This window comes from Streptomyces sp. NPDC050856 (assembly GCF_040653855.1).
Taxonomy (GTDB): Bacteria; Actinomycetota; Actinomycetes; order Streptomycetales; family Streptomycetaceae; genus Streptomyces.
Genome location: NZ_JBFAGV010000002.1, coordinates 75076 through 87940, shown reverse-complemented (window position 1 = coordinate 87940; position 12865 = coordinate 75076). Strand labels below are relative to the sequence as shown.

The 12865-nt window shown below is 72.5% G+C and carries 11 protein-coding genes; 1 reads left to right on the top strand and 10 read right to left on the bottom strand.

What is annotated here, in order from left to right:
* Nucleotides 1-29 precede the first annotated feature (29 nt).
* Entirely contained in the window at nucleotides 30-590 is a 561-nt protein-coding gene (locus AB0H53_RS02270; protein WP_362106395.1) for a YqgE/AlgH family protein, read from the bottom strand.
* Nucleotides 591-859: 269 nt separating this feature from the next.
* On the opposite strand from AB0H53_RS02270, the gene murA reads away from it, so the two are divergent.
* Nucleotides 860-2200, top strand: coding sequence for a UDP-N-acetylglucosamine 1-carboxyvinyltransferase (gene murA, locus AB0H53_RS02265; RefSeq protein WP_362105845.1), 1341 nt, complete (start codon nucleotides 860-862; stop codon nucleotides 2198-2200).
* 183 nt (nucleotides 2201-2383) lie between these two features.
* On the opposite strand, the gene AB0H53_RS02260 is transcribed toward murA, so the two are convergent.
* The 9 genes from AB0H53_RS02260 to AB0H53_RS02220 form a co-directional block, all read right to left on the bottom strand.
* Nucleotides 2384-2665, bottom strand: a complete 282-nt coding sequence (locus tag AB0H53_RS02260; protein WP_017237029.1) for an HU family DNA-binding protein — start codon at nucleotides 2663-2665, stop codon at nucleotides 2384-2386.
* Between the two features lie 318 nt (nucleotides 2666-2983).
* Complete coding sequence (locus AB0H53_RS02255; protein WP_362105842.1) at nucleotides 2984-4417, bottom strand: NAD-dependent malic enzyme; 1434 nt, start codon at nucleotides 4415-4417, stop codon at nucleotides 2984-2986.
* 405 nt (nucleotides 4418-4822) lie between these two features.
* On the bottom strand, nucleotides 4823-7108 hold the full coding sequence (locus AB0H53_RS02250) for a UvrD-helicase domain-containing protein (protein ID WP_362105839.1): 2286 nt from the start codon (nucleotides 7106-7108) through the stop codon (nucleotides 4823-4825).
* Between the two features lie 61 nt (nucleotides 7109-7169).
* On the bottom strand, nucleotides 7170-7985 hold the full coding sequence (locus AB0H53_RS02245; protein WP_362105836.1) for a zf-HC2 domain-containing protein: 816 nt from the start codon (nucleotides 7983-7985) through the stop codon (nucleotides 7170-7172).
* Nucleotides 7982-8620 (bottom strand): sigma-70 family RNA polymerase sigma factor, encoded by a 639-nt coding sequence (locus AB0H53_RS02240; RefSeq protein WP_362105833.1) that lies wholly within the window; start codon nucleotides 8618-8620, stop codon nucleotides 7982-7984. The genes AB0H53_RS02245 and AB0H53_RS02240 overlap by 4 nt, the downstream gene beginning before the upstream one ends.
* Before the next feature lie 27 nt (nucleotides 8621-8647).
* A complete protein-coding gene (locus AB0H53_RS02235; protein ID WP_362105830.1) occupies nucleotides 8648-9298 on the bottom strand; it encodes a CGNR zinc finger domain-containing protein in 651 nt (216 codons plus the stop codon).
* A 148-nt stretch (nucleotides 9299-9446) separates the two neighbouring features.
* Complete coding sequence (locus tag AB0H53_RS02230; RefSeq protein WP_362105827.1) at nucleotides 9447-10586, bottom strand: uroporphyrinogen-III synthase; 1140 nt, start codon at nucleotides 10584-10586, stop codon at nucleotides 9447-9449.
* A 75-nt stretch (nucleotides 10587-10661) separates the two neighbouring features.
* A complete protein-coding gene (locus tag AB0H53_RS02225) occupies nucleotides 10662-11993 on the bottom strand; it encodes a nitrate/nitrite transporter (RefSeq protein WP_362105824.1) in 1332 nt (443 codons plus the stop codon).
* Nucleotides 11994-12158: 165 nt separating this feature from the next.
* Nucleotides 12159-12764, bottom strand: a complete 606-nt coding sequence (locus tag AB0H53_RS02220; RefSeq protein WP_362105821.1) for a hypothetical protein — start codon at nucleotides 12762-12764, stop codon at nucleotides 12159-12161.
* Nucleotides 12765-12865 lie beyond the last annotated feature (101 nt).

Below are 12865 nucleotides of genomic sequence, written 5' to 3'. Positions count from 1 at the left end.
GGCCGGGTGGCCCCGGTGGGCCGCACGTGTCAGTTGAGCGACGGATCGTCCGGGTACGTCGCGATCATCGCCAGCTCGCTGCGCTGCCGGCGCAACACATCCCGCCACAGGCTCTCCGGCCGCGGCGAGGACACGTCACCGGGCTCGGACTCGACGACGAACCAGGCGCCCTCGGCCAGCTCGTCCTCCAGCTGGCCCGGCCCCCACCCCGCGTACCCCGCGAAGATCCGAAGCGAACCGAGCGCGGCGGCGAGCAGTTCCGGCGGGGTCTCCAGGTCGACCAGGCCGATCGCGCCGTACACGCGCCGCCAGCCCAGCGGCCCCTCGTCGCCCGGGATCACGGCGATGCCGAGCGCCGCGTCGAGGGAGACCGGACCGCCCTGGAAGACGACTCCGGGCTCACCCGCCAGCGGGGCCCAGGGCTCCAGGATGTCGCCGACGCCGACCGGCGTGGGGCGGTTGAGGACCACGCCGAGCGAGCCCTCGTCGTCGTGATCGAGCAGCAGGACCACCGCGCGGTCGAAATTGGGATCCGCCAGCGCGGGTGTGGCCACGAGCAGCCGTCCGGTGAGCGAGGACACCTCGGTCATGCCAGACATGATCCCGCATCTTGCGCCTCCGCGGGGAACGGAGGGCCGGACGGGTCCTCGGCCGCGCGTCCGCGAGCCATCTGGCCGGAACCGGACGGTAACCGTCCGCAAGGTGCGGCGAACGGAGGGTGTTGTGCCCAATTCATTACCTCCGCATGCCCCCCTCGCCCTTACGGGACACGGGTGCGGGCCCCTTACCCTTTTCTCTGGCCACCTGCCCGACATCCTCCCGGCTCCGCCGGGGGGACCCCCTCCGGAACGCGAGATTCATGACCGGCACAGACGATGTACTGCTTGTCCACGGCGGAACCCCGCTGGAGGGCGAGATCCGCGTCCGCGGCGCGAAGAACCTCGTGCCCAAGGCGATGGTCGCCGCCCTGCTCGGCAGCGAGCCGAGCCGGCTGCGCAATGTGCCCGACATCCGTGATGTCCGGGTCGTACGAGGACTGCTCCAGCTGCACGGCGTGACCGTCCGCCCGGGCGAGGAACCGGGCGAGCTGGTCCTGGACCCCACGCACGTGGAGTCGGCCAACGTCGCCGACATCGACGCCCACGCGGGGTCGTCGCGCATTCCGATCCTCTTCTGCGGCCCGCTGCTGCACCGTCTGGGCCACGCCTTCATCCCCGGCCTGGGCGGCTGCGACATCGGCGGCCGGCCGATCGACTTCCACTTCGACGTGCTGCGCCAGTTCGGCGCGACGATCGAGAAGCGGGCGGACGGCCAGTACCTGGAGGCCCCGCAGCGGCTGCGCGGCACCAAGATCCGCCTGCCGTACCCCTCGGTGGGCTCCACCGAGCAGGTGCTGCTGACGGCGGTGCTGGCGGAGGGCGTCACGGAGCTCTCCAACGCGGCGGTGGAGCCGGAGATCGAGGACCTCATCTGCGTGCTGCAGAAGATGGGCGCGATCATCTCCATGGACACCGACCGCACCATCCGGATCACCGGTGTCGACAAGCTCGGCGGCTACACCCACCGGGCGCTCCCGGACCGCCTGGAGGCGGCCTCCTGGGCTTCGGCGGCGCTGGCGACCGAGGGCAACATCTACGTGCACGGCGCGCAGCAGCGCTCGATGATGACGTTCCTCAACACCTACCGGAAGGTGGGTGGCGCCTTCCAGATCGACGACGAGGGCATCCGCTTCTGGCACCCGGGCGGCTCGCTCAACGCGATCGCGCTGGAGACGGACGTGCACCCCGGCTTCCAGACGGACTGGCAGCAGCCGCTCGTGGTGGCGCTGACGCAGGCCTCGGGCCTGTCGATCGTCCACGAGACGGTCTACGAGTCCCGGCTGGGCTTCACCTCGGCGCTGAACCAGATGGGCGCGCACATCCAGCTCTACCGGGAGTGCCTTGGCGGCTCGGACTGCCGCTTCGGCCAGCGCAACTTCCTGCACTCGGCGGTCGTGTCGGGCCCGACGAAGCTCCAGGGCGCGGACCTGGTCATCCCGGACCTGCGCGGCGGTTTCTCGTACCTGATCGCGGCCCTGGCCGCGCAGGGCACGTCGCGGGTCCACGGCATCGACCTGATCAACCGCGGCTACGAGAACTTCATGGAGAAGCTGGTGAGCCTGGGCGCGAAGGTCGAACTCCCGGCCCGCGCCGCCGTCTGACGGCCCGCCGGACCCTCGCCGACGGCCCCCGCGGTGCGCGGGGGCCGTCGGCGTTTGCAACGGCAGACACGCCCGCCCCGCCCCGTCCACCGGCCGCGGGCGGACAGGCGGACCGTGGGCGGGCGAACGGAAGGGCGGCCACCCCCTGACGGGGTGGCCGCCCTTCTGTGGTTCCCAGGGGGCTTACTTGCCCTTGGCGGCTTCCTTGAGCTTGGAGCCCGCGGAGACCTTCACGCTGTAGCCGGCCGGGATGTTGATCGGGTCGCCGGTCTGCGGGTTACGAGCGGTGCGAGCGGCACGGTGGGTGCGCTCGAAGGTCAGGAAGCCGGGGATGGTGACCTTCTCGTCGCCCTTGGCGACGACCTCACCGACGGTCTCGGCGAGCGCGGCCAGCACGGCGTCGGCGTCCTTGCGGGTCACCTCGGCGCGGTCGGCCAGGGCGGCCACCAGCTCACTGCGGTTCATGTTGTTACTCCCGTGTTCTTCTTGCCTGTGAGGCGTGAGATCGAAGCCGATGCTGCCAGGGCCCTTGGACAGTCCCCGGACCCGGGTCTGCTGTCAGACCCTCGCGCCCGAATACGCATCCTGCCCCCACCAGCGGCGGGAAAGCCAATCCGGCACCCTTCGGAGTCACACGAAAAGCGCCACGGCACCGTCGTGGTGACGTTCGGTCGACTCGTCCGCGACTCTCCGAGACCCTCGGGGGCCCACCGGGACGTCCCGGAGCCGAACCGCCACCCTAAAGGCGGGTTTACGGCCCCGGCTCCCGCGACGCGCCGGAGGTCAGACGGACGTGGGCGCCGTCACAGTGGCGCCCGCCGCCCTGGCGGCCTCGCGGACGGCCCCGGCCACCGCCCCGGCCACCTTGTCGTTGAAGACCGAGGGGACGATGTAGTTCGCGTTGAGCTCGTCGTCGGTGACCACCTCGGCGAGGGCGCTCGCCGCCGCGAGCATCATCTCGGTGTTGACCGTCCGCGACTGGGCGTCCAGCAGGCCGCGGAAGACGCCCGGGAAGACCAGCACGTTGTTGATCTGGTTGGGGAAGTCGGAGCGGCCGGTGGCCACAACCGCCGCCGTCTGACGGGCGATTGCCGGGTCCACCTCGGGGTCGGGGTTCGCGAGCGCGAACACGATCGCGTCGTCCGCCATACCCGCCACGTCGTCGCCGTTCAGCACGTTGGGCGCGGAGACGCCGATGAAGACGTCGGCGCCGTGGACGGCTTCCTTGAGGGTGCCGGTGACGCCCTCGGGGTTGGTGTTGTCGGCGATCCAGCGCAGTGCCGACTCGGGGGCGGCGTCCACCAGGTCCGCACGGCCCGCGTGCACGACGCCGTGGATGTCGGCGACCACGGCGTGCTTGACGCCCGCCGCGATGAGCAGCTTGAGGATCGCGGTACCGGCCGCGCCGGCGCCCGACATGACCACCCGTACGTCCCCGACGGCCTTGCCCACCACGCGCAGCGCGTTGGTGAGGGCGGCGAGCACGACGATCGCGGTGCCGTGCTGGTCGTCGTGGAAGACCGGGATGTCCAGGGCCTCGCGCAGCCGGGCCTCGATCTCGAAGCAGCGGGGCGCGGAGATGTCCTCCAGGTTGATGCCGGCGAAGCCGGGGGCGATGGCCTTGACGATCTCCACGATGGCGTCGGTGTCCTGGGTGTCCAGGCAGATCGGCCAGGCGTCGATGCCGGCGAACCGCTTGAACAGGGCCGCCTTGCCCTCCATGACCGGAAGCGCGGCCATGGGGCCGATGTTGCCGAGGCCGAGCACGGCGGAGCCGTCCGTCACGACTGCGACGGAGTTGCGCTTGATGGTGAGGCGGCGGGCGTCCTCGGGGTTCTCGGCGATCGCCATGCACACCCGGGCCACGCCCGGGGTGTAGACCATGGACAGGTCGTCACGGTTGCGGATGGGGTGCTTGGACGCCATCTCGATCTTGCCGCCGAGGTGCATCAGGAAGGTGCGGTCGGAGACCTTGCCCAGGACGACACCCTCGATGCCGCGCAGCTTCTCGACGATCTCGTCGGCGTGCGCGGTGGACGTGGCGGCGATCGTGACGTCGATCCGCAGCTTCTCGTGGCCGGAAGCGGTCACATCGAGGCCGGTGACCGAGCCACCGGAGGATTCCACAGCCGTGGTGAGCTGGGAGACCGCTGTTCCGCTCGCGGGCACCTCCAGCCGGACCGTCATCGAGTACGAGACGCTGGGCGCCGTTGCCATGGCCGAGTTCCTCTGCTTTCCCTAGCTTCATTGCTACCGCCACGCCGGTGGGTGAACCGGGTGGGGCCCTCCGATGGTCGCACCTACCAGCGAGTAGCAGGTAATGCGGTCTTTTTGTTTTCGGAAAGCATTTTCCACCATACGAGAGATGGCGGCCGGAGGGGAAGCCGGGGCCACGGACGCCAGCAGGTCCGTGCCATCGGACAACGGCACGGACCTGCTGGACTACCCGTATGTACGTCTGCGGACGTGTATGAGCTGTATGAGATGGCACCGGCCCGCCATGCTCGCCTCGCGGCAAGTGGTCGCTCTCGGCGACGAAGGTTGGGCCCGGGGGCTTGGATCGAGCCGGTGCCACCACCCAGGCTAACAAACCGTCCGGGAAAGCGGTCCCTCTTCGGCCGCTCAGTCCCTGAGCAGGTCCGGCACCCCGTTCCCGTCCGGCTCGTCGCGCCGCCCCGACACCACGGTGAGCTGCTGGGTCGCCCGGGTCAGCGCCACGTAGAGCACCCGCAGGCCCGCCGGGGACTCGTCGGCGATCTCGGCCGGCGAGACGACCACCGTCGCGTCGTACTCCAGGCCCTTCGCCTCCAGGCTGCCCAGGGCCACCACCCGGTCGCCCAGGTCGGCCAGCCAGCCCGCCGCCTGCTCCCGCCGGTTCATCGCCACGACGACACCCACCGTGCCGTCCACGTGCTCCAGCAGCCGCCGCGCCTCCTCCCGCACCGTTCCGGCCAGGTCGCCGTCGCCCACCGCCCGGAAGCGGGGTTCGACGCCGGTGGAGCGCACCGCGCGCGGAGCCCGCATGCCCGGCATGGCCAGCGCCAGCACCTTGGCGGCGAGCTCGGCGATCTCGGCCGGGTTGCGGTAGTTCACGGTCAGCTCGAAGCGGCGGCGCGGCCTGCTGCCCAGCGCCTCGTCGCGCGCCGCGGCCGCCTCCTCCGGCACCGACCAGGACGACTGGGCCGGGTCGCCCACCACCGTCCAGGTGGCGTGCCGTCCCCGGCGCCCGACCATCCGCCACTGCATGGGCGTGAGGTCCTGCGCCTCGTCCACGATGACGTGGGCGTACTCGGTGCGCTCCCGGGCGAGCCGCTCGGCGCGCTCGCGCTGCGACTCCTCCCGTACCGGCATCAGCTCCTCCAGGCCGGTCAGCTGGTCCAGCGGGTCCAGCTCCCGCTTCCTGCGGGGGCGGGCCGGGGTGCCGAGGAGCGTGTGGAGCTCGTCGAGCAGCGCCACATCGTGGACGGACAGCTCCTCGCGGCGCAGCGAGCGGGCCAGCCGGCGCACCTCCCCCGGGTTGAGCTCCCGGCGCGCCCAGCGGCCCAGCCGCTTCTCGTCGGCCATGGCCTCCAGCACCCCGCGCGGGGTGAGCTCGGGCCACCAGGCGTCGAGGAAGGCGAGGAAGCTGTCCTCGGTGGACACGTCCTCGTCGAAGGAGGAGCGAAGCTCGGCGGCGAGCTCGGGGTCCGTGTGGCGCCGGCCGGCGCCGGACTTGGCGTACAGGGCGTCCAGCAGCAGCTTGCGCGCCCGCGGGCGCAGCAGGTTGACCGGGGCGGTGCCGCTCAGGGCGTTGTGGCGGATCCGGGTCAGCTCGTCCGTCTCCAGCTCGACGCGCCGGCCGAAGGCGACCACCCGCAGCCGGTCGGGGGCGCCGCCCCGCTCCAGGGCGCCCCGGGCGGCCTTGCGCAGCACCTTCAGCATCCGCGAGGAGCCCTTGACGCGGGCCACGGCCGGATCGTCGTACGCCGTGGCCTCCACGCCGTCCACCAGGCTGCCGACCGCGCGGATGGCCACCTGGCCCTCCTCGCCCAGGGAGGGCAGGACGCCCTCGGTGTAGGCCACCAGCAGCGGGGTGGGGGAGACGATCAGGATGCCGCCCGCGTACCGGCGCCGGTCCTGGTAGAGCAGGTAGGCGGCGCGGTGCAGCGCCACGGCGGTCTTGCCGGTGCCGGGGCCGCCCTCGACGTACGTCACGGAGGCGGCGGGCGCCCTGATGACCAGGTCCTGCTCGGCCTGGATGGAGGAGACGATGTCGCGCATCGAGTGGGTCCGGGCCTGGCCGAGCGCGGCCATCAGCGCGCCGTCGCCGATCACCGGGAGCTCGGCGCCGTCCAGCGTGGCGGTCACCTCCGGGCGCATCAGGTCGTCCTCGACGCCGAGGACCCTGCGGCCCTTGGAACGGATGACCCGGCGGCGCACCACCCGGCCCGGCTCCACCGGGGTGGACCGGTAGAAGGGCGCGGCGGCCGGCGCGCGCCAGTCGATGACCAGCGGCGCGTAGTCGGAGTCGAGGACGCCCATGCGGCCGATGTGCAGGGTCTCGGCGATCTCGGCCGTGCTGTCCGGGCCCACCGCGTCCTCGGCCGGTTCGACCGAGGTGTACGCGCCGTCGGGGCCCTTCTTGCCGTCCTTGCCGCGCAGCAGGTCGATGCGGCCGAAGAGGAAGTCCTCGTACTCGTTGTTGAGGCGGTTGAGGTGGATACCGGCCCGGAACACCTGGGCGTCCCGCTCCGCCAGGGCGCCGGGCGTGCCGACCTGGCCGCGCTGGGCGGCGTCGTTCATGAGGAACTCCGCCTCGTGGATCTTCTCCTCGAGGCGGCGGTACACCTGGTCCAGATGGTCCTGCTCGACAGCGATCTCTCGGTCCCGGATCGTATCGACCACACCGACGGCTTCCTGCGCGGCCACCGAGGCCCCCTTCTGACGTGCTTGGGCAGCCGTCGAGCGTACGCCACGGGGAGCCGTTGTGTCAGGCCTTGACCTCCACCAGACGCTCCCCGTCGAAGGTGCGCACCTCGAAGTGGTCGATGTCGTCGCGGTCCATCGCGGCGCCGCCGTGCACGTACAGCGGGTTCCTGGCGGTCTCATTCGGGCTGTCGGGGATGCCGTACCCCCACTTGGGGACGGCCCAGGAGGTGACGACCTCCTTCTGCCCGGTCTTGGAGACGGCGATCAGATTGCACTTGAGCGGGCCCTTGACGTTCTTCAGCTCCAGCACCGCGTGGGTGCCCCACGCCTTCGGTTCCACGCCGACGGTCGCCCGGACCCGGGTGGACGCGTCGGTCGCCGACGTCTTCTCCTTCATGTGGTTGAAGAAGGCGTCCTCGGCGGGGCTGGTGGGGTGCGGCTCGATCGCCTGGTTGCTCCGGCCGTCGCCGCCGGAGGTGGCCACGACCGCGACGGCCGGGCCGCCGATGATCAGCGCGGCGGCGGCCGCGACCAGGAAGCGGGTACGGCGGCGGCGCTGGGCGCGCTTGGCGGCGACCTCGTCCACCAGCCGGTCCAGCATCGGGGCGGGATCGCCGGCGCCGCCACCGGGACGGCGGGGCGGGGTCCGCTCGGGCATGGGCAGGACGACCGGCCGCTGGGCCGGGCCCGGCGCCTCGGCCAGCATGGCCAGCATCGGCTCCATCCCGGAGAACTCCTCCAGGTGCGCGGCGCACAGGTGGCAGCCGGCCAGGTGCGCCTCGAAGGCGGTGGCCTCGGCGTCGTCCAGGATGCCGAGCACATACGCGCCGACGGCGTCGTGCACCGACTCGCTGCCGTGCGATGCGGATGACGTCATGCCGAGATCCCCCTCTCCTCCAGAGCGAGCTTCATCGAACGCAGTGCGTAGAACACCCGGGACCGGACGGTCCCGCTGGGTATGCCGAGTGTCTCGGCAGCCTCGTTGACCGTACGCCCCTTGAAATAGGTCTCGACCAAGACTTCCCGATGGGCCGGGGTCAAATCGTCGAGCGCATCTGAGAGCGTCATCAGCCACAACGCCTTGTCGATCTCGTCCTCCGCGGGCATGACCTCGAGCGGCGACGGATCGACCTCCTGCGGCCGGGCCTGCCGGCTGCGGTGGCCGTCGATGACGATGCGCCGGGCGACCGTCACCAGCCAGGGTCTGACAGAGCCGGTCGCCCGATTGAGCTGACCGGCGTTCTTCCAGGCACGGATGAGCGTCTCCTGTACGACGTCCTCGGCGCGCTGGCGGTCGCCGGCGACGAGGCGGAGTACGTAGGCGAGCAGGGGACCGGCGTGTTCCCGGTAGAGGGCCCGCATCAACTCCTCGTCCGGGACGACGGTGTTGCCGCGGGACGGCTCAGCGCGATGCCGGGCCCGACGCACCCCCCGACGGTCATCGGCCACGGCGGCATCCTTGCGCACCTGAACCTCCCGGTCGAGAGCCTGCTTTGACTCGCTGTCCCCCATCACTACGGGGAGGGCCGGGAGATCGACTCAACACCCGCGGGATTTTCTCGGAATCTTTTTCCCGGGGTCCTCGGAGAACTCCTCGTTCCTGGGCCCGCGCTGGGAAAACCGGGCCCGGTGGCGGGCCACGCGTTCCCGGTTGCCGCACCTCTCGCTGGAGCACCAGCGGCGGCGCCGGCCCCGCGATGTGTCGAGGAACACACGGTCGCAGGCGTCGCCCTGGCACTCGCGCAGCCGGGTCCGGGCGGCCGGGTCGGTCAGCAGCTCCACGGTGTCGCGGGCGACGGCGGCCAGCAGGGCGGCGCAGTCGGGCGGGTGGCACAGGGACCGTACGAGACGTCCCTCGGCCCCGGGCACGGCGCGGGGCGCGGGGGGCGCGGCGGCGGCGAGCGCGTTGAGCCGGGCGAGCGCGGCCGGGTCGTACCGGCCACGGCCGTCCAGTTCGCCCCGCACCAACGCGCCGATGTCGTCGGCGAGTCCGGTGAACCGTTTCGCCCAGTGGGCGTCCGGCGGGGCGCCGAGCCGCGCGCCGGGCGGGACGAGCCCGGCCGCCGGGAGCCACTGGGCCAGCCACCGGGTGTCGACGGGACGGTGCGCCATCAGGTCCAGGCACGGACGTCCGGAGTCGAACCCGCACCGCCACTCGTACGAGTCCTCGCCCCTGCCGGCCGCCGCCATGGGTCCAGAGTGCCCGTACCGCCCCGTCCCGGGAACCCCGCCCGTCCCGGCCCGGCGGGAACCGCTCCGGGACCCCGGCGCACGAGCGGCGCCGGCGCACCGGGCGCCGCGGGGCCGCCGCCCGGGCCGCCGCCCGGGCCGCCGGGGCCTACCCGTCGGCGTACTTGGCGTCGGCCGCCGGGTCCAGGGCGAGGCGGTAACCGCGTTTGACCACCGTCTGGATCAGCTTGGGCGCGCCCAGGGCCGAGCGCAGGCGGGCCATCGCGGTCTCCACCGCGTGCTCGTCACGGCCCGCGCCCGGCAGGGCGCGCAGCAGGTCGGCGCGGGAGACGACCCAGCCGGGGCGGCGGGCCAGGGCGTGCAGCAGCGACATGCCGGCCGGCGGGACGGGGCGCAGCTCGCCGTCGACCAGGACCGCGTGGCCCCGGATCTCCACCCGGCGTCCGGCCACCGGCAGGGTCCGCGACCGGCCGGGCAGCTCCTGGCAGAGCAGTTGCACCAGGGGCCCCAGCCGGAACCGGGCGGGCTGGACGGTGTCGATGCCGTGCGCCTGGAGCGGCAGCGCGGTGACCGGCCCGACGCAGGCGGCGAGTACGTCGTGGCGCAGCGCGCCGAGCAGTTCGGGCAGCAGCCCCCGGTCCTCGGCGCGGGCGAGCAGCGAGGCGGCGGCGGGCGCGCTGGTGAAGGTGACGGCGTCCAGGGAGCGGGCGAGCGCCGCGTCCAGGAGCCGGTCCAGCGGCGCCAGGTCCTCGGGCGGCATCCACCGGTAGACCGGTACGCCGACGACGTCGGCGCCGCCCTCGCGCAGCGCCTCGATGAAGCCGGGCAGCGGCTCGCCGTGGAGCTGGAGGGCGATACGGCGTCCGGTGACGCCCTGCTCCAGGAGCCGGTCCAGTACCTCGGCCATGGAGTCCATGGCGGGCGACCACTCCTCGGTCAGCCCGGCGGCCCGTACCGCGCCCTTGACCTTGGGGCCCCGGGCGAGGACCTGGGTGCCGCGCAGGCAGGTGAGCAGGTCCTCCCCGTACCCCCAGCCGTCGGCCGCCTCCAGCCAGCCCCGGAAGCCGATCGCCGTGGTGGCGACGACGATGTCCGGGGCGTGGCCGATCAGGTCCTTGGTGGCGGCGAGGAGTTCCGCGTCGTCGGCGAGCGGCACGATGCGCAGGGCCGGGGCGTGCAACACCGCCGCGCCACGGCGCTGCAGCAGCGCGCCCAGCTCGTCGGCGCGGCGGGCCGCGGTGACGCCGACCGTGAAGCCCGCGAGGGGGCCGTGCTGTTGCTGGTGCATGACATCAGAGACTGACAAGGATCCGTGACGGTACGGGTTCGCCGGTATTTCCCCCCCGTTACGTACCACGCCCGGTCACACCTCGGAGTAGCTGAGCTGCCGCGTCGCGGGCACCCCGGCCGGCCGGCGAAGGTATACCGCCCGGGTCACGGTCAGGCACACCGCGTAGTAGACGAGGAAGGCGACGAAGGCGGCGGTGCCGGTGCCGGCCGTCTGGAAGGACTGGCGGAAGGCCAGGTTGATGCCCAGGCCGCCGACCGCGCCGACCGCGCCGATCAGCCCCATCGCGGCGCCCGAGAGCCGCCGTCCGTACGCCTCGGCCGCCTCGCCCTCCAGACCGGAGGCGTACGCCTTGCTGCGGAAGATGGCCGGGATCATCTTGTAGGTGGAGCCGTTGCCCAGCCCGCTCAGGACGAACAGGGAGGTGAAGCCGACGAGGAAGACGGCGAGCGACTCGGTGACCGAGGCGTAGACGACGACGCTCGTCGCCGCGGCCATGGCGGCGAAGTTCCACAGGGTGATCCGGGCCCCGCCGTACCGGTCGGCGAGCGATCCGCCGACGGGCCGGATCAGGGAGCCGAGCAACGGTCCGATGAAGGTGAGCGAGGCGGCCTGGAGCGGGGTGCGGCCGAACTGGGTCTGCAGGACGAGGCCGAAGGCGAAGCTGTAGCCGATGAACGAACCGAAGGTCCCGATGTAGAGGCAGGCCATGATCCAGGTGTGCGCGTCCCGCACGGCCTCCTTGGCGGCGCCGGTGTCGTTCCTGACCGGCGCCAGGTTGTCCATGAACAGCGCCGCGCAGACGGCGGCGAGGACGATCAGCGGGATGTACACGCCGAGCACGATCCTGGGGTGGGCGGCACCGGCGGTACCGATGACCAGCAGCCCGACGAGCTGCACCACGGGCACGCCGATGTTGCCGCCGCCCGCGTTGAGGCCGAGCGCCCAGCCCTTCTTGTGGAGCGGGAAGAAGGCGTTGATGTTGGTCATGGACGAGGCGAAGTTGCCGCCGCCGACGCCGGTGAGCGCGGCGACCAGCAGGAAGGTCGAGTACGACGTGCCCGGCTCCATCACCGCGTACGCCGCACCGGTCGGCACCAGCAGCGCCATCGCGCTCAGGACGGTCCAGTTGCGGCCGCCGAACCGGGCGACGGCGAAGGTGTACGGCACCCGGATCACCGCGCCGACCAGCGTGGCGACGGCGATCAGGGCGAATTTCCCGGCCGGGTCGATGCCGTACTCGGGCCCCATGAACAGAACCATCACCGACCACAGGGTCCAGATGGAGAACCCGATGTGCTCGGAGAGCACCGAGAAGAGCAGGTTGCGCCGGGCGATCCGCTCCCCCGTCTCCCGCCAGAAGGTCTCGTTCTCCGGGTCCCACCGCTCGATCCACCGGCCGCGCATGGCGTACCTCCGCTGCTGTCAGGGTCCGTCAACCTCGTCGGCCCCCACGCTAGGAAGGTCGCGTTTCAGCCCGGTCATGTGAGGTGACCGGGCTGAAACCTTGCTCTCACACCCGGGTGGACCAGCGGGTGAGGGGAGCGGCCGGGCGGTGGGCACGGCCGCCGCTCAGGACAGCCGCTGTCCCGCCTGCCGGGCGAGGACCTCCTCGACCCGGGACCGCACGGCCTGCAGCACCTCCCAGGTGTCGACGCCGTTGATCCTGGCGCGCCACCGGTTCCTGGGCGTCGCGGTGATCCGGACGGTGAAGTCCCGTTCCCGCATGGTGAAGTCGGCCTCGACCAGGACGACCACGTCCGCCCGGCCGAGGCAGCTGTAGGTGTGCGGGCCGCCGGCGAGCTTCGCCCGTTCCCTCAGGCCGGCGGTGAACCGGTCGGCGAGATCCCCGGGGGTCAGACCGTACGGGTTGGTCCCGGTCTCCTCGAAGGACTGCCGGCCGTCGGCCATGCCGGGCTCCATGGGCCGGCCCGCCCGGCGGGCGGCGAGCCGGGCGGACACCAGCCGGGCCGTGGCCAGCGGCACCGGGATCAGCACGAGCGCGCTGCCGGCGATGAGCCCGAAGGCGCCGAGGGCGTCCCCCGCGCCGGTGTCCGGGTCGGCCGCCAGGGCGGCCGCGAGGACCGCGCCGCCCGGAACTCCGACGGCCACCGCCAGGACCAGGGCGGCGCGCAGCCCGCCCAGCCATACCGCCAGGGCGGTACCGCGCTTCGTCACGGCGAACACCTCTCTCTCGGGAACGTGAGGTCCCCGGGCGGGACCGTCGAAGGCCCCGCCCGGGGACGGGATGCCGGCCCGCCGCTCGTGCGACGGGCCGG